General features: G+C 52.9%; 25 protein-coding genes and 1 pseudogene. 3 read left to right on the forward strand and 23 right to left on the reverse strand.

The window, feature by feature from the left end; translation table 11 throughout:
- Nucleotides 1-10: 10 nt before the first annotated feature.
- From hypD to FLT43_RS03435, 8 genes and pseudogenes are all read right to left on the reverse strand, one after another.
- Nucleotides 11-1,129 (reverse strand): hydrogenase formation protein HypD, encoded by a 1,119-nt coding sequence (gene hypD / locus FLT43_RS03405; RefSeq protein WP_087440937.1) that lies wholly within the window; start codon nt 1,127-1,129, stop codon nt 11-13.
- Nucleotides 1,126-1,350, reverse strand: a complete 225-nt coding sequence (locus FLT43_RS29190) for a HypC/HybG/HupF family hydrogenase formation chaperone (RefSeq protein WP_164776275.1) — start codon at nt 1,348-1,350, stop codon at nt 1,126-1,128. Before FLT43_RS29190 ends, hypD begins: the two co-directional genes overlap by 4 nt.
- A 40-nt stretch (nt 1,351-1,390) precedes the next feature.
- Nucleotides 1,391-3,700: pseudogene (gene hypF / locus FLT43_RS29930) on the reverse strand (carbamoyltransferase HypF); the annotation flags it as partial.
- Nucleotides 3,661-4,317: a hydrogenase nickel incorporation protein HypB gene (hypB, locus tag FLT43_RS03415; RefSeq protein WP_164776277.1), complete on the reverse strand. Its 657-nt coding sequence runs from the start codon at nt 4,315-4,317 to the stop codon at nt 3,661-3,663. The gene hypB and the pseudogene hypF, both read right to left, overlap by 40 nt.
- Nucleotides 4,318-4,321: 4 nt before the next feature.
- The gene (locus FLT43_RS03420; protein ID WP_087440939.1) at nt 4,322-4,564 is read right to left on the reverse strand and encodes a hydrogenase maturation nickel metallochaperone HypA/HybF; all 243 of its coding nucleotides are present in this window, start codon (nt 4,562-4,564) and stop codon (nt 4,322-4,324) included.
- Nucleotides 4,565-4,721: 157 nt separating this feature from the next.
- Complete coding sequence (locus FLT43_RS03425) at nt 4,722-6,491, reverse strand: proline--tRNA ligase (RefSeq protein ID WP_087440940.1); 1,770 nt, start codon at nt 6,489-6,491, stop codon at nt 4,722-4,724.
- A 526-nt stretch (nt 6,492-7,017) separates the two neighbouring features.
- Nucleotides 7,018-8,445, reverse strand: a complete 1,428-nt coding sequence (locus FLT43_RS03430) for an MFS transporter (protein ID WP_174818153.1) — start codon at nt 8,443-8,445, stop codon at nt 7,018-7,020.
- Nucleotides 8,442-9,335, reverse strand: a complete 894-nt coding sequence (locus FLT43_RS03435; protein ID WP_244194058.1) for a saccharopine dehydrogenase NADP-binding domain-containing protein — start codon at nt 9,333-9,335, stop codon at nt 8,442-8,444. Before FLT43_RS03435 ends, FLT43_RS03430 begins: the two co-directional genes overlap by 4 nt.
- Before the next feature lie 501 nt (nt 9,336-9,836).
- Between FLT43_RS03435 and FLT43_RS03440 the strand changes: the two genes are divergently transcribed.
- On the forward strand, nt 9,837-10,595 hold the full coding sequence (locus FLT43_RS03440) for a class I SAM-dependent methyltransferase (protein ID WP_087440941.1): 759 nt from the start codon (nt 9,837-9,839) through the stop codon (nt 10,593-10,595).
- Between the two features lie 130 nt (nt 10,596-10,725).
- Here the strand turns inward: FLT43_RS03440 and FLT43_RS03445 are convergent, their stop codons facing one another.
- From FLT43_RS03445 to FLT43_RS03480, 8 genes are all read right to left on the reverse strand, one after another.
- Nucleotides 10,726-11,121 (reverse strand): DUF6508 domain-containing protein, encoded by a 396-nt coding sequence (locus FLT43_RS03445; RefSeq protein ID WP_087440942.1) that lies wholly within the window; start codon nt 11,119-11,121, stop codon nt 10,726-10,728.
- A gap of 357 nt (nt 11,122-11,478) precedes the next feature.
- Entirely contained in the window at nt 11,479-13,224 is a 1,746-nt protein-coding gene (locus tag FLT43_RS03450; protein ID WP_244194059.1) for a CotH kinase family protein, read from the reverse strand.
- Nucleotides 13,225-13,243: 19 nt separating this feature from the next.
- Nucleotides 13,244-13,936, reverse strand: a complete 693-nt coding sequence (locus tag FLT43_RS03455) for a DUF4956 domain-containing protein (RefSeq protein WP_087440944.1) — start codon at nt 13,934-13,936, stop codon at nt 13,244-13,246.
- The gene (locus tag FLT43_RS03460) at nt 13,936-14,649 is read right to left on the reverse strand and encodes a polyphosphate polymerase domain-containing protein (protein WP_087440945.1); all 714 of its coding nucleotides are present in this window, start codon (nt 14,647-14,649) and stop codon (nt 13,936-13,938) included. The genes FLT43_RS03455 and FLT43_RS03460 overlap by 1 nt, the downstream gene beginning before the upstream one ends.
- A 113-nt stretch (nt 14,650-14,762) precedes the next feature.
- Complete coding sequence (locus tag FLT43_RS03465; RefSeq protein ID WP_087440946.1) at nt 14,763-16,235, reverse strand: sensor histidine kinase; 1,473 nt, start codon at nt 16,233-16,235, stop codon at nt 14,763-14,765.
- Nucleotides 16,232-16,915 (reverse strand): response regulator transcription factor, encoded by a 684-nt coding sequence (locus FLT43_RS03470; RefSeq protein WP_087440947.1) that lies wholly within the window; start codon nt 16,913-16,915, stop codon nt 16,232-16,234. The genes FLT43_RS03465 and FLT43_RS03470 overlap by 4 nt, the downstream gene beginning before the upstream one ends.
- A gap of 331 nt (nt 16,916-17,246) precedes the next feature.
- Complete coding sequence (locus tag FLT43_RS03475) at nt 17,247-17,900, reverse strand: helix-turn-helix transcriptional regulator (RefSeq protein WP_087440948.1); 654 nt, start codon at nt 17,898-17,900, stop codon at nt 17,247-17,249.
- Between the two features lie 25 nt (nt 17,901-17,925).
- Complete coding sequence (locus FLT43_RS03480) at nt 17,926-18,540, reverse strand: superoxide dismutase (RefSeq protein ID WP_087440949.1); 615 nt, start codon at nt 18,538-18,540, stop codon at nt 17,926-17,928.
- A gap of 228 nt (nt 18,541-18,768) precedes the next feature.
- Between FLT43_RS03480 and FLT43_RS03485 the strand changes: the two genes are divergently transcribed.
- On the forward strand, nt 18,769-19,263 hold the full coding sequence (locus FLT43_RS03485; protein WP_087440950.1) for a hypothetical protein: 495 nt from the start codon (nt 18,769-18,771) through the stop codon (nt 19,261-19,263).
- A 20-nt stretch (nt 19,264-19,283) separates the two neighbouring features.
- Here the strand turns inward: FLT43_RS03485 and FLT43_RS03490 are convergent, their stop codons facing one another.
- Both FLT43_RS03490 and FLT43_RS29195 read right to left on the reverse strand, forming a co-directional pair.
- Complete coding sequence (locus tag FLT43_RS03490; RefSeq protein ID WP_087440951.1) at nt 19,284-19,853, reverse strand: YdcF family protein; 570 nt, start codon at nt 19,851-19,853, stop codon at nt 19,284-19,286.
- Between the two features lie 519 nt (nt 19,854-20,372).
- Nucleotides 20,373-20,528, reverse strand: coding sequence for a hypothetical protein (locus FLT43_RS29195; protein ID WP_164776278.1), 156 nt, complete (start codon nt 20,526-20,528; stop codon nt 20,373-20,375).
- Between the two features lie 404 nt (nt 20,529-20,932).
- On the opposite strand from FLT43_RS29195, the gene FLT43_RS03495 reads away from it, so the two are divergent.
- Entirely contained in the window at nt 20,933-21,535 is a 603-nt protein-coding gene (locus tag FLT43_RS03495) for a manganese efflux pump (RefSeq protein WP_087440953.1), read from the forward strand.
- A gap of 124 nt (nt 21,536-21,659) precedes the next feature.
- On the opposite strand, the gene FLT43_RS03500 is transcribed toward FLT43_RS03495, so the two are convergent.
- The 5 genes from FLT43_RS03500 to FLT43_RS03520 all read right to left on the reverse strand — a co-directional run bounded on the left by FLT43_RS03500 (nt 21,660) and on the right by FLT43_RS03520 (nt 26,224).
- Entirely contained in the window at nt 21,660-22,688 is a 1,029-nt protein-coding gene (locus FLT43_RS03500; protein WP_087440954.1) for a Gfo/Idh/MocA family protein, read from the reverse strand.
- 198 nt (nt 22,689-22,886) lie between these two features.
- A complete protein-coding gene (locus FLT43_RS03505) occupies nt 22,887-23,384 on the reverse strand; it encodes a GNAT family N-acetyltransferase (protein WP_244194061.1) in 498 nt (165 codons plus the stop codon).
- A 2-nt stretch (nt 23,385-23,386) separates the two neighbouring features.
- Complete coding sequence (locus FLT43_RS03510) at nt 23,387-24,268, reverse strand: GNAT family N-acetyltransferase (protein WP_087440955.1); 882 nt, start codon at nt 24,266-24,268, stop codon at nt 23,387-23,389.
- 96 nt (nt 24,269-24,364) lie between these two features.
- Complete coding sequence (locus FLT43_RS03515; protein WP_115057874.1) at nt 24,365-24,718, reverse strand: helix-hairpin-helix domain-containing protein; 354 nt, start codon at nt 24,716-24,718, stop codon at nt 24,365-24,367.
- Nucleotides 24,719-25,456: 738 nt separating this feature from the next.
- The gene (locus FLT43_RS03520) at nt 25,457-26,224 is read right to left on the reverse strand and encodes a hypothetical protein (RefSeq protein WP_087440957.1); all 768 of its coding nucleotides are present in this window, start codon (nt 26,222-26,224) and stop codon (nt 25,457-25,459) included.
- Nucleotides 26,225-26,239: the final 15 nt, after the last annotated feature.

Below are 26,239 nucleotides of genomic sequence, written 5' to 3' on the forward strand. Positions count from 1 at the left end.
CCGCCTCCGCTCATATTTGTACCGTTTCTTTATTCCGTTCGTATTGAAAATAGGTGGAGCAAGCTCCCTCCGATGAGACCATGCATGGACCAAGCGGGCTAGCCGGTGTGCAGGCCTTGGCGAAAAGCTTGCAATGGAGGGGAGTTTCTTTTCCTTTTACGACTTCTCCGCAGCGGCAACCCTTGATAACGGCCGTGACAGGCTTGTCGGTCTGAATCCGGCATGCGGCGTCCAAATCCGCATAATCCGGGTGAATACGCAATCCGCTGTGCTCCATCGGGCCGAATCCCCTCCACACGGGAGAGGCTGTCTCGAAGCATTCGGTCAGAATGCGCTGTGCCGTAAGATTCCCTTCCTCTTGTACGACGCGAGGATAAAGATTACGGACATGACGCCTCGTTCGGCTCATCTCTCTCGTCAGCGCTCCGATCGCAAGCAGCAAATCCATGGCATCAAACCCGCCTATCACGGCCGGAACATTCTGTTGTTCCAGATGAACCCAACCCTTTCGCCCGATAATGACGGACACATGCCCAGGCAAGACGAACCCGTCGAGCCGATGCGCATGATCCGCAAGCAAGACATCCAGTGCAGGCGGAGTCAGCTTATGCGCCGAATAGACGAAAAAGTTTTGAAGCCGATCCTCCTTTGCTTTTTTTAGGCTTAAGGCAATGCCGGGCGCCGTCGTCTCGAAGCCTACGCCCAAAAACACGATCTTGGAGGAAGGATGCCGCCTGGCGATATCAACCGCATGGGAAGCGGACTTCACCACCCGAACATCCGCGCCGTTCGATTTCTCCCGCTCCAGATTGGAACGGGAACCCGGAACCTTCATCATATCTCCGAAGGTAACCACGATCACATCCTTCAACCCGGCATAAGCAATCATTTGATTAATGTCGCTCTGGTCCGTCACACAGACCGGACAGCCAGGGCCGCTGACGAGTTCGACATACGGGGACAGAAGATCCCTGACTCCTGATCGGCTGAAGGCCACCGAATGGGTTCCGCATACTTCCATGAACCGGATTTTTCGCCCCGTCCTTTCTCGCGCGCGGGCAAGTTGAGGTTCGATAAGCTGCAGCAGCCGCTGAAATGCAGCGCGGTCTCGATAAGCCATAAGATTCATGGTTCTGCCAGCATCTCCTTCCACAGAGCGAGTCCATCGAGCGCCTTCTCCTCATCCACGATTTGAATCGCCTCGCCCGCGTGAACCAGTACATATTCGCCCGGGTTCACTTGCTCCAGCAGCCGGATGCCTACCATAAATCTCGCGCCAAGGTAATCCACTTTGGCCTCCCAATCCTTCGGATATACTTCCAGCACTTGCGCTGGCACCGATAGGCACATGCTCGCTAACCCACCTCCATAATCCGCAGACAGCCTGCCCCAACGCAATTCCGCCGTCACCGGACGGAACTTTCTTATGCGTATACACAGAGAAGCCTTCTTGCGCTAGTAATTGTGTGGCCGCGCGCTGCAAATATCGATTATTCCATGCTCCTCCGCTGAACACGACGGAAGACAGCCCGAATTGGCGGCGAGCTTGTGATACGCCTTCGAGGATCATGGACGCCACAGTATGGTGACACTTGCGAGCGATCGCAGACACATCGAGACGATGACGCAGATCATGCATCATCCCCCTGATCATGGGCGTGACATCCCATTGATCGCCTGCCAACCCGTATGAATAGGCGTCGAAGATGCCGATGCCGTCGGCACGCGAACACTCCGCAAGCTCGCTCACACGGATTGCCGCTTCCCCTTCGTAGGTGCTGTCCATGCATACATTCAAAATGGCTGAAATTCCATCGAAAAGCCTCCCCGCGCTGCTTGCGCTTGGAGAAGGAAGCCTTCCGCAGAGCTGAGCGGCAACGATGGGGAAATAAGACGCGTACCGGGGGAATCGCTCCGCAGCCCATGCTTCCAGTTCGCTGCGATCTGCGGCGGCACCATGCAGCAGGGAGAATCCCGTCATCCAGGGATGACGGATCGCCGCTTCTCCGCCCGGCAGCACAATGGGCCGCAGATGCCGGACGCGTTCAAAGCCAATATAATCTCCGGCCAGAATCTCACATCCCCAGAGCAAGCCATCCGGTCCATAACCGGTCCCGTCCAGGATGCATCCGATGACCGGAGCATCGATCCCATTCTCGGCCATGCAGGCAGCCATATGCGCATGATGATGATAGACGGGAATCGCGGGCGTGCCGGCGCTATGCCTCACTTCCCGGGAAATCAAATAATCCGGGTGCGGGTCAAAAGCGATCAAGCGGGGGGCCGTCTGCAGCAGTTGGCTGAAATGTTCCCGGGCCGCCAACTGGGAGCGCAGGCACTCCAATGTATGGAGGTCGCCCATATGCTGGCTCAGGAACGCTTTGCCGTTATGGAGGAAGCAAAACGTATTTTTCATTTCCGATCCGATACCCAGAACCGTAGGCCACTCTGTCGTTGCCATCCTAGGCAGCGGGACAGGAAGAGCTTCGGGAACATACCCTCTTGAACGCCGGATAATCTGAAATTCGCCAGCTATCGCCTGGCCCACCGAATCGTCGCACCACATCACAATATCGCGGTTATGCAGCACAAACAGATCGGCAATCCCTTGCAATTGAAGCAGAGCCTCCTCGTTGTCATAGGCGATAGGAAATCCGCTTCGATTGCCGCTGGTAGCGACGATCCAATCGATCCCCTCGGCGAACAGCAACTCATGAAGCGGGGCATACGGCAGCATGATTCCGATGCGCCCCAACCCCGGCGCAATGACTTCAAGCGGCAGCAGCGCGGCAGCTTCCGGCTTCGGCTTGACCAATACAATCGGGGCGGCCGCGCTTGTCAATGCTTCCATTTCGGCATCGGAAATGTCGAAATAAGCACCCACAACGCTACAATCCTTCGCCATAAGGGCAAAGGGCTTATTGGGCCTTCGTTTCCGCAATCTCAATTGCTCTACCGTGTGCTTCCGCTTCGCGTCGCAGACGAGATGAAATCCCCCTATGCCCTTGATAGCCAGAATGGCTCCCTCACGCAAAGCTGCCTGACATGCCGGCAGCGGGCTTCCGGAGATTACCTTCGCTTCCGCATCTCTTAATTCCAGGTGCGGACCGCATCGGGGACAAGCGATGGTCTGAGCATGGAACCGCCGATTGGACGGACATTCGTATTCGGCTTCGCAATCCGTGCAGGATTGAAAATTTGCAAAGGAAGTGGAGCACCGGTCATATGGGAGGGAACGGATAGCCGAAAATCGTGGACCGCAAGACATGCAGCTAATAAATGGGTATTGATAGAATCGCGATCCGGCCTGGCCGAGTTCGCGCAGACAATCCGGGCATACGGCCAAATCCGGGGGAAACGCGGGAAAAGTTCCGCCCCCATGACCTTCTTCCTCGCTGGGCAAAATAATGAACCTGCTATCGCCTGCTGCAGGAACCGCCTCTACTTCCAACGCATCGATGCGAATGGGCGTTGCCGAATGGAACCGAAGCTGATGGACAAAGGCTTCAATCGCAAGCGGACGGCCCTCTATCTCCAGGATGACCTCGCCTGCGCGGTTTCTGACATGCCCGCTTAGTCCAATTCGGTTAGCCAGCCGAAATACATAAGGGCGAAACCCGACTCCCTGCACGATCCCGGTCACATATATTCTTACTCTGCTCACCGGTCCTTCGCTTGCCGCAGCAGCCAATCGGTCCATGCCGTCAGTCCCTCCCCGGTTATGGCTGACACTGGAAATACGGGAGCCGCCGGATTCAAAGCGGACACCGCATGCTGAATTCGCTTGATATCGAAAGCAAGGTACGGAAGCAGATCGATTTTGTTCAACAGAACGGCATGCGCGTTGCGAAATGCGGAAGGGTATTTTTCTGCTTTATCCGCTCCTTCCGTCGTACTGATCACCGTGATCCTGCAATCCTCCCCAAGATCAAAATCTGCGGGGCAAACCAGATTGCCTACATTTTCAACCAGCAACAAATCGATCTGAGCTAGCGGCAATTGCGCAATGACATCGTTAATCATCCTGGCGTCCAGGTGGCACGCCCCGAGCGTATTGATCTGTGCAGTTCTGACACCCAGCCGCGCAATGCGCTCCGCATCCAGCGTCGTGCAAACATCACCTTCAATAACGGCCACCCGAAGCTGTGTTTGCAATGAAGGAATGACGCTCTCCAACAAACTCGTCTTCCCGGCGCCGGGGGAACTCATCAGGTTCACGACAAAAGTTCGATGTGACTTGCAGGCTGAACGGTTGCGCTCCGCCCATTCCCGGTTCCCTCGCAGCACGTCCTGATGCAGCGATACACGAGCCGCCATCGATCTACTCTCCTTCAATATAAGTAACTTGCAACTCCCTTCCGGCCCCGATCTCCCAACGTAACTCCGCTTTCTCCAAGAGCGGTCCTGACGTCATATAGCGGAATGCGAATTCCAGCGCATCCGGCATAATACATAAATGTTCGCCGATAATCAGTTCGATCGACGTTATTTTGGATAAGCCCTCGGCTTCAGCCGCCTCCTTGGCGATGACTAACACCTCGTGGACAAGACTTGCCTCATGCATACGCTCCCCTTATCCGTTGAATTAATTTAAGGTATGATTCAAGTTCGTACAATATGATGAAGGGGACTCCATCCTTCCGTTCCCGGTAAATCCGGCATGGCAAAGCCCTTCTCCACATACCGGCAGAAGGGCTCGGGCACATTTCATATTCCGTTTCCTATCTTTCCACGATCTGCTCATGAGATGAATCCGGCCGTTCCGCCCAATCCTGTACTTTGTCCGCGCACTGACCAACCGGAACCGTCTCGGCTTCTGCGCTCGCCCGTTCCTTCCACTCCACCATGCCTTCGGCAATCGATCTGCCAATGACGATGCGGAGCGGCGTGCCGAGCAGATCCGCATCGGCCAGCTTCACGCCTATCCGTTCATCACGGTCATCGAGCAGTACGGAGAGGCCGGCCTGCTGCAGCTGCTCGTACAGCCTCTCCGCGGCCTGCCGCTGCGCCGCATCCTTCCACGCCACCGGAATAAGGTGGACCTGGAACGGCGCAATGGCCAGCGGCCAGATGATGCCGCGCTCATCGTGGTGCTGCTCGACGATCGCCGCCAGCAGGCGCGATACCCCGATGCCGTAGCAGCCCATGAGCAGCGGCTGCTCGCGGCCGTTCGGGTCGAGCACTGTGGCGCCGAGCGCGGCACTGTACTTCGTGCCGAGCTTGAACACGTGACCGGCCTCGATGCCGCGATGGAACTGCAGCTGGCCCTCCCCGCAATGCGGACAGGCTTCGCCTTCGATGACGTTGCGGTAATCACCGACCATATCGAGCGGGATATCCCTGCCTGGAACGACATGCTTCACGTGAACGTCCGCGGCATTGCCACCCGCAATGCCTTCGCTCATCGCGGCGGCATCCCGGTCGACGAGCAGCCGCACATCCGCCCGAAGCCCGATCGGGCCGGCGAAGCCTGTCGGCGCGCCCGTCACGGCGGAGACCGTCTCCTCGTCCGCCAATTCAACCGCGTCCGCGCCAAGGCAGTTCTTCACCTTGACCTCGTTCACTTCATGGTCACCACGGACGAGCACAGCGATCGGTGCGCCGTCCGCCGTATAGATAAGCGTCTTAATCAATGCAGACGGGTCCAGCTTCAGACCGGAGGCCAACTCCTCGATCGTCCGCATCCCCGGTGTAGGGAAGCGTACCGGCGCAGGACGATTCCCGTCCTGGCCGGCTCCTTGCTCGCTGTCAGCTCCATTCCTTGCGGCGCCCCCGCTCTCCGCCCGCTCCAGATTGGCCGCATAATCGCATGCCGTACAGGATACGACCGTGTCTTCGCCGACATCGGCCAGCACCGTGAACTCATGCGTGGCCCCATCCCCGCCGATAGCCCCCGCATCCGCCTCGATGGCGCGATAGCGCAGACCCAATCGCCGCATAATGCGATGATAGGCACTGAACATGGCGCGATAGCTGGCGTCCAGTCCTTCCGCATCGATATCGAACGAATAGGCATCCTTCATCAGGAACTCGCGCCCGCGCAGCAGGCCGAAGCGCGGACGCCGCTCATCGCGGTATTTGGTCTGAATCTGATACACCGTAAGCGGCATGCGCTTGTAGGACTTCACTTCGTCCCGGATAAGCGCCGTAATGGCTTCTTCATGCGTCGGGCCCAGCGCGAATTCCCGCCCATGGCGATCCTGCAGGCGGATCAGCTCAGGTCCGTACACGCTGTACCGTCCCGATTGCTTCCACAGCTCGGCAGGGAGCAGCGCAGGGAGATGAAGCTCCTGGGCTCCGGCCCGCTCCATTTCTTCCCGAATGATGTGCTCCAACTGGCGCATCACTCTCCAACCAAGGGGCAGGTAAGAATAGACGCCCGACGCCAGCGGCCGGATGTATCCTGCCCGCACGAGCATCTGGTGGCTTGCCGCCTCGGCATCTGCCGGAGCCTGCCGCAGTGTTGGAGACAATAATTGAGTTTGACGCATAAGTCCATAACCTCCCTTTTTGATAGAAAAAGCATGCCTTCCATCTCGCACGAGCACTGCACTGGATAACGCTTTTGCAGTGCCTGTCCGCTTCCACCGCACCTCAGAACGCTGCCGCCATCCGGCGTGCGGATTGCGCTCCCGCTTCGATGTTCCGCAGGCGGGCCGGAAGTAAGCAAAAAAACGCATCCGCCCCCAAAGGGACGAATGCGTCGTGGTACCACCCTAATTCGAACGCCTGCCGAAGCGGGTATTCCTCTTCTACGCATAACGGCGTAACCCGGCGGCAACCGGCAGCTTGCCGGGGTCCGCAGCTGCAAAGGAGGAAGTGATCACCCGCAAGAGGAGCCTTCCAGCCCGTGGGCCCCCTCTCTGTGCATGCGTTCCGTAGCGCTCATGTCTTTGGTCTTTGCTTTTCCTGCTTTTCCAGTCTTCTGCATTAGATTTCTCCTGACCATACCGCGATTTCCCGCGCAAGTCAAGAGTGACCGGGAGTACAGCCGCATGACAGGGCCTCCGCCTGCTGTCACTTCTCTGCACTGACGCCATGCCGCCTCTTCATCATCCTTCTTCCCGCGTACCAGCTATATCCGAGCGGCAGCAGGCTGGCAGCGCCGATCCAAGCGCCGAGACCGAAGATGTTCAGGTAAGCCTCGAGCGGCTTGGCGGGATCGCCGTCGTCCATCAGCCCCAATCCCAGCGCGGCGCCTAGCACCAAGCCCACATTACGCGTCAAAGCGATCATGCTGCCGATCGAGCCCGCGTCGCCCTTCATGGCATAACTCATAATAAAGCTGTTGTTCGGCGAGGCGATCAATCCCATCCCTGCACCGATCAGAGCCATCGTGCAAATGATCCCCCACAGCGGCAGCTCCCCGAATGACCCGGAGAACAGCATGAACCCGCTTGCCATGGCACACAGCCCAAGGCACATCAAGCGCCGCGAGCCTATCCGATCCGAGAGGTGCCCCGCGATCGGACCGATAACGGCCAGGAGGAGCGGATACGCCAGCATGACATAGCCGATATCCGCCGCGGACACTGCCGTTGTCTCGGAGATATAGAACGGCATAAGGACCAGCGCAATATTGGCCAGCAGGAACGATGCGCAGCTGATAAGCAGGCCGCAGGCCACGGCTGGAATGCGGAAGGCCGCGAGCGGAAGAAAAGGCTCTTCTTGCCGGGACTGCCACAGCCAGCTCAACGGCCAGACGATCAGCAATACAACGTAGAGCATGAGCATGCTCGGGGAGCCCCACCCTAAGGCGCCTCCGTCCACAATGGCGTAGATTCCAGTACCGACGCCGCCCATGAACAGGATGGCCCCGACGAGGTCCAATGAGGAGTTCCTCTTCTCCTTCTTCTGGTCCGCAGGAATAAAGCGTACCGCCAGCCCGGTGGCCAATACCGCAACAGGCACATGAATCAGGAACGCCCACTGCCAGCTCAGCCAGGCCGCGGTGAAGCTGCCGGCCACTGGTCCCGCCATGCCGCCCAGGGCAACCGCGGTGCTTACGAACCCGAGAGCCCGCCCTCTGTGCGCTCCCGGCATATGGAACGTGATGATCGCCATATTCGTCGCCTGGAACATCGCCGCACCTGTCGCTTGCACAATGCGCATCACGAGGAGGACGGCGAGGTTCGGCGAGAGCGCCACCAAGACAGAGCTGATCGTGAACAAGGCAATGCCCCAGTTATGAATGCGGCGATGCCCCCAACGGTCGCCTAACCTGCCCATCAAGGGAAGAAGCGAGGTAATGGCGAGCAGATACCCCGTCGTCATCCATTGCACGGTCCCGATATCCGACTGGAACACGGTAATGAACCGGGGAAGCGATACGTTGACGACCCCGGCGGTAAAATGAGACAGAAAAGCGCTGAGGCAAATGGCCGTCATCATCCACGCCCGATCCTTGCCAGCTGTTCCGGGCATGCCGTGTGCGGAAGCACTCAACAGGCTTCCCTCCCTTCCGGCGGAAGATCAGATCGCCGGATATAGCACGTGATGTCCGGTCCTAACTCCTTCAGCATGCTTCCCATCCCGGTCAGCTGCTCGATATGATAGACCCCGCTCGGGCAGAACGAATTAACCAGCATCGCGGCAGACGCCGCCGCGACCTTGGCCGTCGCGGCGGATTGATCCCTGCCGTGGAGGAAGCACTCTGTCAAGGTAAGCTTCCCGTCTCTGCTTCTTCCCTGAGCTTCCGCCTTGACGGCGAACCGGTGTCCGCCGAAGCGAAGCGCTCCGAGGCTGCGAACAATCCGCCTGCGCAGCCGGCCCGGTTGCAGCAGACGGACTGCCCCCGTCCTGCTAGCCCCGGCCAGCAATCCGGTGACCATGGCGGAATCGAGGCAGAGGCGCGTAGCGGCGGACGGAACCTCCAGTGTTCGCGGTAGGGTCATTTGGCCGGAGAACGGGAAGCGGCAGGCTTGGCTGCGGCCGAAGTCGAAGGTTTGGCCGTCCGTGAAGCTCAGCGCCTCCCCATGAGCGGCCGCCCCATGCTGGAATTGCTCCACTTGGCGGAGAAAAGAGCCGTTCGCCGACACATCGATATAATGCGTGCCCGTGCGGAAGCACGCGCGGACCAAGTCCGTGTCGATCCGATCCAGGCACATGATACCGAGCTTTACGCCGTTAAGGATGTCAGGCGGCAGCGGCTCCCGGATATCGATCTCCAGTGGTCTGATCTTGCCTCCGGCGGATTGGCAGAAACGTTCGGTCCGTTCGCGGCTGCGCCCGGCCGCATTCACCTTGCCCGGGTAACACTCCCCCATTATCCCGCAAATGGTCCTCCCTACATGGCCGCAGCCGCCGACAACAACAATCTTCTCTTTGGTATGCATCTCCATCACCATATCCTGTATAATGAATTGGGAATTAAGAAACATTCTCAATTATACAGGATCAGGATAATTTTACCATCCCATATTTCTAGGATTCCTGTCCGATTTATTTATTTTATATCATTAAATATTAGTCATATTAATAGTAATGCTAAGGAGCGCCTCTATGACAACCATTCACCAGATGAACTTGATACCACGGCAGATTGACAAGCTCGGCGCTGCTTATGCCACCTCTCCCGATGGCCGTTCCTCCCTGCTGTCGCTATTGCGGGTAGCGGTCCCCTTCGATCGGGCTGCTGCACGCATGTCGATCCAAAGACGCTGCAGTTGCATATAGCTTCTGAACGTGGTAGTATTTGGATTAATCTAAATGAAAGAGGCGATTACAATGACAGTCAGCTCTACTAAACTCACCACAAAATCAGAGGTACGGAAGGCATAATATCGATTAATCCATACTGCCATCTTCCGTATCCTACGAAACGGGGGACAAAGTGAATGTTCAGTTATTACAGCAATCTATGCACGGAAGTATATGATCTTACCAAGCCTGTCGGGCACTCCGTCGGCGGCGATATCGAGTATTATCTTGATAGACTCCAATCTTGCAGCGGTAGAATTCTAGAAGCGGCTGTAGGCTCAGGGCGCATGCTCATCCCGCTTCTTGAAGCAGAACTGGTTGTAGACGGGATTGATTATTCCCCTGCAATGTTGGCTTCTTGCCATCAACGCTGTGAAGAGCGAAACGTAAAGCCAATGTTGTATGAAGGAGAATTACAAAATTTTACGCTGCCCCATAAATACGATGCGATCATTATTCCAACCGGGTCTTTCTGTCTGATTGATAATCGCGAAGACTCGATTAATGCACTTAAATGTTTTTACGAGCATCTGAATCCCGGAGGACGGGTAATTATTGACCTTATCTTGCCCGAACGCATGGAGATAGGGACGATTTCTACATCAACCTTTACGTTCTCTTCAGGAGATGTCATTACTGTAGAAGATAAGCTCGTGGAATTTAATATGATCCATCAATATTCGGTTTCCTATCTAAAATACGAAAAGTGGCGCGAAGGAGCTTTAATTCAATCCGAGCTGCAACGTTTTGCGCTTCGCTGGTACGGCAATGAGGAATTCAAGCTCGTATTAGAAAGCATTGGCTTCTCAGACATCGTATGCTCTACCGATTATGTATATGGAAAGCAGCCGACAGATGGTAGTCAAATATTCACTTTTGAAGCTGTTCGAAAGTAAAATTTCTCATTCATCAGGTCTTGGCGTTATATGCCAAGACCTTTTTTGGCGTTCGGCAGTGATATACGGGAGATAGGATCAATTGACTTTACTGGGATGAACAGCGGCAGGACGAAAATACGATCGCGATTTACTCCACGGTGAGATCCTGCAACCGCGCGAGCACCTTGCCAACCCATCCTCTCCTCATCACGTCAGCGAGGAAGCCTTCGCAGAAGCGTTCCTGCCGCACATAAGCCGTCATCAGCTTCCGCAACTCCTCGATGCCGGCCCGCTCAATAAAGCAGCCATGCTCATCGACGCTCTGGAGCTGATTCTCTATGATCCAGGCTTTCCAATCCAGTCCGGCAATCAGAAATCCAGTGCCGCTTAGAACACCAAGAAATTCGTTGACCGGATCAGCGTATTTAAAATAATGCGAAAATGTAATTTCAAAAAACGGCTGGTCCGTGCCGCGGAAATAATCGCCGTAGGACAGCAATTGGTCTCGCGCGGACATTCCATTCTTCATTTTGTTCAGGTCCATATCTGGCCTCTCTTTCTTTGTATCAGGATGAGCCCATCCCATTCCGCGGTCAATCCGAGATAGCGGTACTTTCCATCTGTCAAATCCGCCGCCATAACGATAAGAACAGGTCCCTGAACAATTATACTTCAATTTGGAAATGGGCGGCAGGAGACTGTCGTTCCCTCCCCCTTCACGCTTTGAATGTTCAATCCTTCCCCATATTGAACAATAGATCACCATTACGGACTATACCAAAATGATACATCTCCCCTGCAAGCGGAAATAGCTAACCAACGGAAGACAATCGCCTCCCTACAGACCTTCAAGGAAAAGCAAGAGCGCCCTACGGATGAGGGCGCTCTGCAGAGCATGGTTTTATAAGCTTCTCTTTTTATAATTCCGGACAAAGAAGATAGCTCCGATAAGCAGCAGCAGGACGATGCCGACCGTTATCGCTTCGTTTACCCGATCGTTCATCGCAGCGGCATCGTCTTGCTCGCGATTGCCTCCCGGTCTGCCGCCGCCGAAGTTCGGCATCTGGCCATTGCCCATATCCGGCCTGTTCCCGCCGAACTCTGGCATTGCGCCGCCGCCCGGGTTCGCCTGACCGCCTCCGCCGGGATTCACCGTCGCACCGTTCTGCGCATCCTGCCCTTCTCCGGCGTTCGGCGGCTGACCCGCGTCCGGCATTGCGCCGCCCCCCGGGTTCGCCTGCCCGGCACCGCCGGGATTCCCCGGCGCTGCGTTCTGCGCTTCCTGACCTTCTCCGGCGTTCGGCGGCTGACCCGCTCCCGGCATTGCGCCATTGCCGGGAGGAGCTCCCATGCCGCCCCGGCCCGGCATTCCTCCCTGGATGCCTTCGCCTTGATCATAGGAAGGAAGCGTGCCGTCCAGCTGCTGCTTCAGATTGCTGACCCGAGCCTCGGCAAAGGTAAGGAGGCCGGGAATATTTTTCACGTCGCTCGTGAGCGATTGCTTGAATTCTTCATACGTATAGAACTTCGTCGGATCCTGCTCGACATACGTATCGATCATATCCGCGATCTCTTGCGCCCTCGCCTTCAGCCGTTCCGGCGACAAATATCCTTCGATAATCTGCTGAATGTACTGATGATACCGCTCCTTGTACGTGTCGTTCTGCAGAAGCTTATCGACCAGCGGGTAGTTCGAGACCGCGCCCAATGTCGGTTCATCCATCAGCATGCCGATCAGGCTGTCTTTGCTCCCGCCGAATCCGCCGAAGGACATGTTCATATCCCAAGGAATGAGCGAGAAGACGCCGTTCTCTTCATACAGGTAATAATTATGATTGAAATTCCCCTGGTAGCTGTCCATGTTGACGGCCGCCGTATTGACGGCCATATACCGCAAAATGCCGTCGACATTGAGATATTTCTCGTAATCCGTCCCATTGTTCAGCTCGTCCAGCATCTTGATCGTAAGCTCGTCATCGGATGATTTCGATTTGCGATTGAGCCCGTTGTAGGAAGATATGTCGTCCCCGCGCCAGCTCAGGTCGCTGCCCTGCCCGTCAGGCTTGTACAAGACGCCATATGACGTCTCGAAATTCCGGCTCAGGAACGATTCGTTAATTTGCTCCACGGCTAGAAATAATCCCGCTGGTTCGCCGTTGATCGATACGTTGGCGAAGGCGAATTGCGGCGTAGGCAGCCCCATCTCCGCCAACAATTCATACGTCAAGTATTCTCTGATGAACGATGGATCGCTGTAGCCGTTGTTCAGGTTGATGCTGGTCACACCGAGCAGATTCTGACTATCGATATATTCATTAAGCAGCAGCTTGAGACTATACCGGTCCGAATCCGATGAAGCGACGCCGGTCAGGCTGGAATTCCCCTTCGTACGAACGCCGATATTGTCCACTTCATAGCCGTTGTATTGAACGGAGGCCGCCTTCACCTCCTTATCCGTCGGATGCTCCAGCATGTCGCTGTAGTCATCGGCATCGATGGTGATGTTCACCTCGGTCACCTTGTCCTTCGGGAACAGTTCCCCCGGGAGCTTCACCACGTTCGAATCCGATGCCGTGCTGCATCCGGCGAGCAGCATCATCCAAGCGAGCAGCACGATCCCCAAGGGAACGAATGATCTTCGAATCATGTTCATCCACCTCCCGCGGTTAAGATACATAGTCTCCGTTATAGCTGATCAGGACCGCATTTTTAACGCCATTAATTTCCGTGACGCGGTTCACGAACCGCGGCTCGCTGTCTGCCAGTCTCAGTTCCAAGGTCAGCTCGATATTGCCGGGCGTCACGGTCTTCTGCTTCACGCTATGTCTCTTCACAGACTTGGACATGCAGCCATACAGCTCGGATTCCGCCTGTTCGCCTTCGCAGTTGACGACGAGCAGATAAGGCGTCTCAAGCGACGTCTTCTTCGAGAACAGGAACAGCACAAGGCCGATAACAATCGAGCCGACAATCCCCAGCGTATAGAATCCGGCCCCGGTTACAATCCCGACTGAGACGGACCAGAACAGGAAGATCAGATCGGTCGGATCCTTAATCGGCGTCCGGAACCGCACGATGCTCAACGCGCCAACCATCCCGAGCGACAAGATCAGGTTCGAGTTAATCGCCATAATAATGAGCGCCGTAATCAACGAGAGGCCTATCAGCGAAATATTAAAGCTTTTGGAATAAAGCACCCCGCTGAATGTCCGCTTATATAGCATGTAAATAAATAGGCCGATCGCAAAAGCTATGGCCAACGTCAGCACCATTTGCACCACGGTGATATCGGAATCGAAATTTTTGAGAACACTGTTTTTTATCATATCGGAAAACGTTATTTTCGTCGTTGAATCCATTACTGATCCTCCCATATACTTGTTTTGATGAACTTCCTGCAGATCACATATTTGGATGCGGATTGCCGCTTCAAGCCTTCCAGTTGCAAGGCGGCGTGCACATACTCCGGGAGATACTCGTCATACTTCACTTCCATGATGACGAAGTTCTCATCGAACGCCGGGATGACAGCCACATCCCGGCTTAACAGATCCGTGGCATTCAGCCCTGTCTTCAGCTGCTTATCGAACGTGATTCGAACATTGCCCGTCCAGGCGATGTATGCTTCTCTCACATAATCGACGATGACCTTCGGCCGGAGAAGCCGATGCTTCATCTCCCGGTACATCTCATAGAGCAGCGGTCTGTCCGGCTGGTTGAGCGCCTCGATATCGCCCTCCATGATCGATTGAAGCAGGCCGGGCGACAGTTCTTCCTTCACCTTCGCGATATAATCGTCTCTCTTGATTTTCTTTTCCAATTGAATCCGATTGCCCTGTAGATTATAGATGCGGATCCGCCACTTCTCCCGATTCCGTATGCCGCCCAGCTTGTCATGGAGGGCTTTGTTGTTAATATCGTCGAAGTACAGGCTCCGAATATGATATTCGCCCGACGGCCCGGCATGCGGATCCGTCTGCATTAAGCTCTTCAGCCGCTGCCGGATGACCATGTATTGATGCGCGTTGGCGTAGAACTTCTGCTCTTGGCGGTATTTCAATGCAGTTCCCACTTCCTTCACCTCCTTGTCTGTATAGGGCAAGTATAGAGAGGCCGTTTGAATTTCTTGTGAAGGGCGCATGAATTTTACGAGAAAGATAAAAAAGACCCGGATATCCGAGTCTTTCACATGAAATGGATGTCGAACCGCACGCCTTCCGGCACATTGCGGATGTGATAGCGCAGTCCATGCATATCAAGTATTTTCTGGACAATGTACAAGCCGAGGCCGCTGCCTCCGGTTTTGCGGTTTCTTGATTTTTCTACCCGGTAAAAAGGCTCGAAGATGCGCTCAAGCTGGGAGAGCTCAATATGCGCACCGGTATTCAATATACTCAGCAGCAGGCCATCCCTGCCGCTCCGCCGCAGCGAGACGCCGACCGTCTGTCCATCCCCGGAATATTTGACCGCATTGCTTAACAGATTGGCTACCGCCCGGGAGATAAGCTTCTCATCCGCTTGAATATACAGATTCGGCTCGATGTCGATATCGAATTCCAGTTGCTTAATGTCACGGAAATAAAGGAACTGGTCGAGACTGCGCTGAATCAGGGCCGACAAATGAACCTTGCCGATCCGCGGCTTGAAATCAAAGCTCTCCAACTCGGAAATGTTCAAAATCTCGTGAACAAGCTTCTCCATCTCCTTCATAATCTCATACGACTGCTGCAAATATTTATCCCGATCCTTGTACGAGCCGATCTGATGCAGCATCCCCTCCAGCTGGCCGGATACGGCGGTGATAGGCGTCTTCAATTCATGAGAGATCGTGGCGACGAATTCCCGTCGCTTCTGCTCCTGCTCCCGCTCCTTCTGAATATCATCCCGCAGCTTCTCATTAGCTTGCTTCAGCTCGCTCATGCTCGTCTGCAGATTGCCGGCAAGAATGTTCAGATTGGAGGACAGCTCGCCCAGCTCGTCCTTGGAACGAATGGTGGACGGCAAGGTGAAATCCAGCTGCGCCATTTTGGAAGCCACCTGGTTCAGATGGATCAGCGGCTTCGAGAGCAGCTTCGAATAGATTGCCGCGCCAATCATCGCAATTCCGAGGATGACAATGGACATATAGGGCAGGAACATCAGAATGACCTGGGATGCTTCATCGATCGGCTGAACGGGAGAGTAGACGGACAGCTTATAGTCCCCTGCCTGATCGGCGAACCGCACCGTCTCCTCAAGCGAAATAAAGTTCGTCCCGCCGCCATCCTTGCTGCCGTGCCCCCCGGGCCGGAACGGACCGTCCGGACGGAAGGGGTCTGCCCCGGGCGGCTTCGGCCCACGCATCAATTCATCAAGGTACGCCGGATCCATCGAGCCAGGACTGCCCGGGTACGCTACCTCTCCCGCCGGATCGTGCAGCACGACGCGCACGTTGTTGGCGAATTCGAATTGAAGCAGCAGATCGGCCGCCTCTTCCGCATTCACGGCATACAAGCTCTCGATCAGAGACTGGACCTTGCTGCTCACGTTCGCTTCCTTATACTTATAGTAATAATTGGGCAAGAGGAAAAACAGGGTCAAATAAAGTATGAGCGCGGATATAATTAGCAACGCCGACGTGATGCCGAAAATTTTGAAGGCGATTCCCTGCTTCCTCATCCGTTCTCCCTCTCCATCATATAGCCCAGCCCTTTCACCGTCTTAATATAGGGCAGCCCGATTTTTTTGCGAATGTTCTTAATATGCGCATCCACGATTCGGCTGTCGCCGTAATAATCGTAGCCCCATATTCGCTCCAGCAGCATCTCCCTTGTCATCACGCGGCCGATATTTTCCAGCAGCGCCTGCAATATTTCGAATTCCTTCATCGTCATATCGATCCATTCCTCATCGACATACACTTTATAGCTGTTCAAATCGATGCGCAGCCGTTCAAACGTCATATCGTTAACCGGAAGCGCCGGATTCCCGTTCTTGGCTCTTCTTAGAACCGCCTCGACACGCTTGACCAGCACGTTGAAGGAGAAGGGCTTGGCAATATAATCGTCCGCTTCCAGCTCGAATGCCTTCAGCTGATCCTTCTCTTCACTTAATGCGGTCAGCATAATAATCGGAACTGCAGATTGGGCGCTCCGGATCATGCGGCAGAGCGAGAAGCCGTCGATATTCGGAAGCATCACGTCCAGAATCACGAGATCGTAGACGGTCCGCTCCATCATCTGCCAAGCCTCCAAGCCGTTGTCCGCAACATCGACCAGATAGGAATGAGCAGTGAGAAATTCCTTGATCAATTCTTGAATATATCCGTCATCCTCAACGACAAGAATGTGATATGACATGGCGTGTACCTTCTTTCTGCATGCTAGTGGCGGCGGTAGCGGCATGGTCCGATGCGCGCCGCCGGATCGCTTCCATTATACGATCGCAATGTGAAATTCAGATGAATTATGGGCGGGAAATGGACTGATTTCCTTCTTATTATTTCCCCGGCAACCGCAGAAATTGACAGGAGATTCACAGCCATGACAGCATTCAGCCGACATCATGATCCACCCCATGACAAAAAAAGCAACACCGGCGTTTTTTCCGGTATTTCTATGGTAAAAAAATCACGCCATGCGCAAAAAAGACCCGGCATCAAGCCGGGCCTAATCTGTGGCAATCGCAATCTTATGAATCTATTGGCTTTTCTACGATCCGGTAACAGCATTTTACATCCCCGTCCGCCATGCACTCCAATCGCTCCACCTGGGCATCCAGCACTTCCTGGAACAAGCTCAGCTCGCACTGGCATGCCTGACGGTACCGGCACGCTATGCGGGCAATGGGGCAGTTCGCTTCCTCGAACAGGAACGAACCGTCATCCAGCTTGTCGACCGTGACCATATATCCTTCCCGGTTCTGGATGGCGGCCAGTCCGGCAACCCGTTGCTCCAAGCTGTCTCCGGACATCGCAGCGCGGTGCTTCTGCTCCAGCTTCTCCTGCCTTCGTTCGAACAACTCGCGGATGACGGATTCCCCGAACATCTCATTCATCTCGTCAAGCAAATCGGCGGCCAGCGCATCGTATTGATTCGGGAACAATGCCTCGGCGGAGAGCGTAAGCCGATATACGTGAATCGGCCTGCCTACAGGCTGGCGCTGCACGGCAGCCTCAATGAACCGCTCTTCCTGCAACGCATAGAGATGCTTCCGGATGGCCATCTCCGTTAACCCGAGGCGCTGCGATATGTCCTGGACCCGGATCGAGCCATGCTTCTTCAACAGCAGCAGTATTTTCCGTCTCGTCTTCTGTTCCCGTTCAGGAGCTTGATGTTGTCGCATCGCTTTCTCCCTTCTGCAGGCGGAATTAGCGAACAGCTTCGTTATAGCGGCGGTTCACTTCTTCCCAGTTGACGACGTTCCACCAGGAAGACACGAAGTCCGGCCGTCTGTTCTGATACTGCAAATAATAGGCATGCTCCCATACATCTACGACCAGAATCGGGGTCTTGTTCACTGCTAACGGCGTATCCTGATTCGGCGTGCTCATCACTTCCAGCTTGTCTCCATTGACGACGAGCCAGCCCCACCCCGAACCGAAGCGGCTGAGCGCAGCCTTGGTCAAATCTTCCTTCAATTGCTCAAAACAGTCGAAATGCTTCTCAATTCCCTTGGCTATATCCCCCTTAGGATCTCCTCCGCCCGTAGGGCTCATGATGGACCAGTACAGGCTATGGCCATAATGCCCTCCTCCGTGATTGCGGACAGCGGTCCGTATGTCTTCCGGGATATCGTCAAGATGGCTAATTAATTGTTCGGCCGTGGCGTTCTTGAATTGAGAGGAACTGCTCAGCGCCTGGTTCAAGTTCGCGACATAGGCCGCATGATGCTTCTTATGGTGAATTTCCATGGTTCTGGCATCCAGGTAAGGCTCGAGTTCATCGTATCCATAGGACAGTTCCGGCAGAGTGAATTGCTCCATTCACTTCGTCTCCTTTCCCTAATTAACAGAATTCACCTCTGATTATATAGCAAGGGAAATATTTTGTATACATCTAAATATTTTTACCTTGTGCAACTTTGAAGGCAAGGGCCTTCCTGTGAGCCAAGAGACAATGTTCTTTTTACTTAATGAAAAAAATTGTTGTAAGGGAAACTTTTTTTCGATTATCATGAAACTATACAACGAATTGGGAAAAGGAGTGACGCCATGCTGGATTTGCCGCACATCTTGATCGAGGGGGCGTTATTGTCTGCCGTCTTTTTGGCTATCCTGCTTCTATCTCTAGCCTATAACCCGCGAATATGGCTTCAGGATTATCCGCAAGATATTCAACGGGCGGCCCCGCCCCGTACCCCGATGGAGCAAAAGCAGTTTACGGCAGTCGGAACCATCGTCATGCTGCTCATTTTCGTTCCGTTTGCCACTTCGATTTATATCTACGGAAATGAGATTACGTTCTGGGGCGCTTTTCTGCATCTCTATCTTGTCTTCAACATCGTCAGCTTGACAGATTTGATTATTCTCGATTGGATTATTTTTTGCGTGGTTACACCGAACTTCATTGTCATTCCGGGCACACGGGGAGCGGCAGGCTATAAAGATTACGGGTTCCATTTCGTCGGCTTCCTGAAGGGGGCGGTCATGTCAGCGGCGCTCTGCCTGCTGCTTGCGGGGCTGCGAGTGGCCATAACGTATTGGTGAACAGATCAAGGAGCGGCGGGTTATCGTGATGATTCCTGCCGCTCCACCCATCTCGGGATATGCGCTTCGAAGTATGTCGCAATTTTCCGCGCCTCCGTTAGGACCAGCTTGATACCGGCTTCCTTCTTGAACCAGTCGATTCTGTTCACGCGCGTGCCGTCTTGCTGGACACAGAACTGGACCGTCGGGGGAAAGACAGCCTGATATGTCATGAGCGCTCTTCTCGAGAAATACGCTTTGCACACGAGGATGGCCCGGTTCACCTCCAGCTTGCGCTCCTGAATCACGCTCCAGGAATTTCGCGCATTGTCGAACGTATTTTTTGCCTTGTCTTCCTGCAGGATGGCATGCTCGGGAACCCCTAGCGAGAGGCCGATCTGCTGCAGATGCTCCCACTCGGTCCGATCCAGCTTCGGATTATAACCTCCTGACGGCAGCAAGTAAGGAGCATACCCCTCGTGATACAACTGGGCGGCGATCGCCATCGGCTGCGTATGGCTGCCCCCCGGAACCAGTATGATATCGGCAGGCCGGGGCTCTTCTTCCGGAACGAATACAAGCTCGGTGAGACAATCAAACGGATAAGTCAACCTGCGTCACCTCCTGTAAGGTCATTTCAATATTGAACGCCATGGGAACGGAAGGCAAAGAGACAGAGCAAATACATTAGATTAGTAGCGCCGAACAACGAAAAAACACCCGGATTCAGCACCATATACATGTATACGGGAAACTCCCGGCGAAGGCGATAAGCGGCAGCGAGCTTCGGAGCCGGAGCAAGCCTGCCGCGCACCCATAGAATGATAGAAAGCGCACATGCTCCATAGCCTATCCTCTGAGCCCTAGCAATACTAATCTTATTCATCTTATTCATCACTCGATTCATGGGGATACGGATGCGTATCCTCCTTGAAGTATTTTTATTGTCCGCAACATCGCTTGATTCCATCATAGAAAATAATGGTGTCAAGAACAAGTCCAAGGAGTAAACCGTTGACCCGAGCGCAGCAAGTGCCACGATCAAGGCAAAGCCCCGACCCAAAGTAACTCTGTCGGGGCAAGATTTGAAAGAATACGATATTGCCGCATTATGCCCTAAGGGTATAGGCTCACTGCTGCTCATCGTGCTGAAGATCCCACAGGTGCAGCCTCCCCGCCTCCCTATACTTCTCCTCCATTTCTTCTACGACACTGTGAATGAACAGGAACGGAATCAACCCGATTCCCATTACACCATAGCCGAGCCACTTCAATACCGTCATCATCTACTCCATCTCCTTCCCGCACGGCACCAACCGGAATCCCCAGTCTACGATTCCTCTTCCCGCCGCTTTCACCTCGGATTTGCTTTGTTCTTCACCTTATTCAACTGTTGAGAAATGGTGCCCGCCAATCATCAAGTTGTTGAGAAAATATCAACAGATGATGAATTTGTGCGTGAGCCCGCTCCTGCTCGCCGTAAGGGAAAGAATACATCTGTTTCATTTTCTTCAACAAAATTTTGAGCAGGCAAGCACATTCTGCAGCAATGTGAATTATAATGCTCATAACTGGATGGAAACGGCTGGGGGGTGTTGAGGAACATAAAGTAAAAGCTTTTTTTCACCGATAACAGGAAAGGTGTGGTGAGATGAGAACGTAAAGCAAGCTTTGCTTTGATGATGACTACATGAAAAAAGGAGCTAACAAAATGACATCATGGCTTATGATTGCCGCGTTAACCTTTTCGTCGAGCATCGATAATTTGGGAGTCGGCTTATCCTATGGCGTGCGGAATATTCGCATCAATTTTCTCTCGAATCTCTTTATTGCAGTAATCTGTTTTCTTTTTAGCATGTGCGGAATCTATTTCGGGATGTTCATTGCCACCGTACTGCCCGGTATCCTTCCGGTCGTGCTCGGCGCCTTCCTGCTCGTGGTGATCGGACTGCGCATTATATTAATGGCCGTTCCGCGCAAGAACCAAAATCCAAACACCCCCTCGGAAGCAGCCAGTCCCAAAAGCATTGGCTTCGTTGAATCCACGGTGCTCGGCATCGCCTTGTCAGCCAATGCGTTGACCAATGGTATCGGAGCCGGTCTGCTAGGTTTTTCCCCGCTATTAATCTCGATATTGGCGGCGGTCGGCAGCTTCGTTACGGTATGGGCCGGGGTGGCCTTCGGCATCAGGCTGACGCATGTCCGCATCGGCAAATTTACTGTCGGGCAGTTCGGGACCTTGATTAGCGGGATGCTCTTATTGCTGGTGGCCTTTGGCGCGTTTCTAGACTAGCAATCTCCCGATAGACATAGACAGCGTGTTCCTGCGGGCGGAAGCCCGCTTTCCTGCTTCAAACTCAATAAAAAAGCCAAAGGCTTTGCGTAACCAATGCCTTTGGCTCTTATTTGGATCTGCCTTAAAATTTAACTTTTTGCCCCGTTTTCCCGGACTGGTAAATAGCCGCAACCATTTTCTGCGTCTTCAATGCCTCTTCCCCGGTAATATGCAGCGAAGCGCCGTTGACGACCGCATCATAGAAATTCCCGATTTGATGAATATGGCTAATGCCCCAATACGATTTGACCCCTTCGCCATAATCGATCAGGTTGGTGCGATCCGAATCGCGGCTGATTTCCGTGCCGTCGTCATAGAAAATGCTGCCTTTCTCGGCCCGGATATACGCTTTCCCCTTCTCACAATGCAGTTCAATCTCGACAGGAGCATCGTAGCTATGATAGTTCATGGCGTAGAAGGAGGCCATGACCCCGCTTGTAAACTGGATCACTCCGTCAGCCACGTCTTCCACGTCAATATTTTCGTGCGTACGGTTCTCGATATGAGCGGAAATGGCCGTAATATCGTCGCCAATAAACCATCTCATCAAGTCGAGCGTGTGAATAGCCTGGTCAATGATGACCCCGCCGCCTTCCTTATCCCAGGTGCCCTTCCAATCGCTTAAGCTGTAATACTCGTCCGTCCGCTTCCATGTAACTGAGCAGCGGGCTCCCAGGACGCGGCCCAGCTTGCCGCTGTCAAGCGCTTCCTTAATCAGCACCGAGCCGGGATTGTAGCGGTTTTGGAAGATGACGCCAAATGTAACGTTGTTGCTGCGGCATGCTTCAATCATCGCTTCCGCATCTTCCACGGTAATGCTCATCGGCTTTTCCGTGATCACATGCTTGCCTTTCGCGGCCGCATAAATAACGACTGGCGCATGCATATGATGCGGCGTGCAGACATGAACAACGTCCAGACCCGCTTCATCAATCATTTGTTTATAGTCCACATAATAGTCACAGTTGTATTGCTTCGCCGCTTTTTGCGCCCGCTCCTCTTTGAGATCGCATACAGCCACTAATTCCGCGAGATCATTTAACTCTACAGACTTGGCATGCATCGGAAAAATATTGCCGCAACCAACGATGCCAACACGTTTTTTTGTCATGAATCGTCCCTCCATCCTTGTATCGCATTCGACGAGAACGCTTGCAACCAGATGATTCACCTCTATCATATCTCGGCATGGCGGAACTGCCCATGAATGATATCGGTATAACCTGAACTATTTTGCTGCAATTTGAAGCTTGCGCCTCCCCTTCAGCATTGCTCATGTATCGTCTTGCGATACCCCGGTATGACTTCCTCATCCCTCTGTTCGTTTATCTAATTTTTTCTCATAGATGAGTATCTCTTTGTTGTTGCCGTTTGTTTTCGAGTCGATCCTCTTGAAGCCTTGCCGCATCCAAAAAAGATGGGCCCGCGTATTTTTCGTAATGACTCCGATTCTATACTTGCCGATGCCTTGGCTCTCCATATGCTCTTCGAATAGCTGCACGGCCTGCGCGCCGTATCCCTGCGATTGCAGCTCCCCGCTTATCACCAGGAGCCCCAACCATGTGCACTGATCGGCTGGATTCATCGGTAAATATTCCAGGATGCCAATATAGTCCGCATCATCTTTTACTAGCACACGCTGAGCGCCGATTCGATTAGCCTGCTGAATATCATCAAGCACTTCTTCCCTGGATATGATCTCTTTATTTCTGGATAGCAGGTTAAATAAAGGGTTGGAATTGATTATGGCTTCTTCGACATCGATTAGCTTCGCCGATGTTTTCTCGAACGATAACATGGTCTTCATCTTCATCCTTTCGAATGCATGCTGCATATCATATCTGTCAGTTCATCGCCGGATAAAAAACCAAGACTCGAGTACAGCTTCTCCGCCGCATTGCCGGATGTGACAAACAGGCGCAGCACGGAATAGGTATCATTCAACTGATGAACCGCTCTGCGTAACATATACTTGCCCAATCCCTGCCCCCGATAGGCAGGCTTGACGGCAATCTCGTAAATGAGCGGGAGCTCTTCCCACGAAGATACGAGGCAAAGTCCAACGATCTCATTCGTCTCCCGGTTGATGAGTATGGAGGAAGCTGCTTGCAGCGCCTCCTGCGCAGCATGCTTGAAATAATATTCGGTGTCTTCCTTATATTGAGCATCCGAGCGTTCATCCGTTCCGTGCCGGTAGGCCTCCTTCATCAGATCGGTCAGCATCATGCTCTGGCTGGACTGCGGCGGGATGCATAGGTACGGGCTTGCTAGCGCGATGTCCTGCTGCTCCGTAGGCCGGATCATGCATTTTCTGGCCGGGAGCGGCTGGAAGCCTTCGGCTGTGAAGGCGGACAGGTGCTCGGGAAGCACGTTATAAGCATAAATAGGTCCGGAGAATGATGAGCGGCCGATGAGATGTTCCTTGAGAAAAGCGACCAGCGAAGACGACCATTCGTATGGCGGGAACATGAACAAGGAGCAGATCGCTTTATCGGTCAGCGTAACCCCGGCCACCCTGGCCCCATCGGCAATGATCCAATAGCAATCCGTCGCCACCTTCATCATTTGCTGCAAAGTATTCCAGCTCGGTCTGAACCATACATTTTTCCGGTAGGTTGCGAACTGCTTGGAGTACATTCCAGCATCGGCAGCGATTAGCTTGTACCCCGTCGCATCCATGGGCTGTGTCATACCATCACCATCTTTTCATGTCGTGTTTGATACTACTTTGTTACTCACTGCGATCCAGCGGCCATCCACATCCTCGAATACGAAGTCATGATTTGACTACTCCTTTTGCGGCCGATTCGGCGGATATCCATATTGGTCTCTGTATTGCTTCCGTTCTTCAGTAAAATCCCACCATTGCCTTGAATGATTGCGATGTCGGGCGAAGTCGACGATCAGTCGGCATTGATCCTCCACGCATGGGTCGATTTCAACGCCGTACAATTGTTCCAAGGCGTCAAATAAGTGTGCCCCATCCTGCTTCTTCAGTTCATCCAGCGAGTCATATCCTAACTCTATCATATCACGGGCGAATTTCGGACCAATGGACTCCATTCTTCTCAATGCAGCGTATTGATTTCCTATAATTCCGGCAAGTCCCACGATTAGAATAATCACAATCAAAATCGTCATGAGGAGCATCCCCTCCTATTATCTTGGCAAGGGGCGGGCCATTTCCTTTATCCCCGGATATTTTTAGGGGCTCGTATTTCTGGCAAACTTCGAAAGGTGCTCATTAAGTCCAATTTTCTATGCGCCCTATTCCTGGTGCTTACAAAGTCATCAGTAAACCACTATTTATTTGTCCTCCGTGCTGATAACACCATAAGTCGTTGTATGCTTCAATCAATTCGGAGAAATTCACATCAAAAAGAAGGGTATAGTAAATTTTGTTCATTCTTATTTAGCTGAATCTATATAATGCCGTTTTTTACTATCTCTCCAATTTACTTTCCATTTTTCTTGGTCTTTTCTATACCAATTTGCACCTACTGATCGCTCATAAAATTGCATTGACTTTCTCATAACGTTCTAGTATTCCTGACGTCGATTTCCCTACCTAAGTAAAGTAAGCGTTATTGTCATCAAGAGCGCCGTTAGGCAACATTGCACGGATTGCATATCACGTTTATGTATTCACGAAAATACCCAACCTTAGATAGCTCATATCTTAGGCTGGGTATTTTGTTGTCCGAGATTTACCTCTACCTACCGCACTTTTTCTATGAGTTTCATCCATTACTTCATACGTATGCTTTTCATTTCATCAAAATGGCGGCTGCCTCTAGCAAGCCGGCCAAGAAACTTTGTAAATCTCCGATTTACAAAGTTTCTTGGGTTCTGGATTTTAATCTGCCCGTCTCTTTCACATTAAATCATTTTTTTCTTCCATCCCCAAAAGCTTAAAAATGAAAAAATGACTATAGAACCGAAAAGATAATACCAAAATTCTCTATTTCCCTGTTTTCCGATAGCTAAAAGGATTTGTTGAAAAGGATCGGCGAGGAAGACCAATTTTTTAGTCACGAGCATATATAATCCAAAAGAACTGGCAAACGTAACAAGGTATGCAATTAGAGGACGTGACACTAATAAGCAGATAATACTGCTTAACAATAACTTAGAGATGCAAGTAAGCGTGAAAACGATGTAAAAGTAGGTTGTATACTGGATAGATTCCATTGTACCATAACTGCTTGTATCCAGATATTTATGGAATGTGTCAGCAGATGGGAAGAAGATCCAGGCACCCGCCATAGTTATAGCATAAGTAAGCATGTTAATGATAACAATGGTTGTTATCAAAGCCAGTAACTTCGCGAGCCAGAGCTGCCCCCGACTCTTGGGACACAGAACGTACAACCGGTATGCTCCGGAATGAATGTCACCGCTTATCTGATCCACAAATATTACCGGTAATAAGGCCAACGTGGCAATTAGAGTTAAACCGTTCATGGCAAACCAGGATGCGTTAAGCTTTGTCAAGGTAATAGAACCTTCCCCAAACCGATAAGTACCCGATCCTTCGCTTAACATCAACCACATATTTAGAATGACTACAATCATATAAATCCCGACTACTGTATAAGTTGTTTTACGATTCCATATCCGTTCCATTTCACTGGCCCAGGCACCCAAATGTAATCACTCCTT

Origin of the sequence: Paenibacillus thiaminolyticus (assembly GCF_007066085.1) — a bacterium.
In the GTDB taxonomy this organism is placed as follows: domain Bacteria; phylum Bacillota; class Bacilli; order Paenibacillales; family Paenibacillaceae; genus Paenibacillus_B; species Paenibacillus_B thiaminolyticus.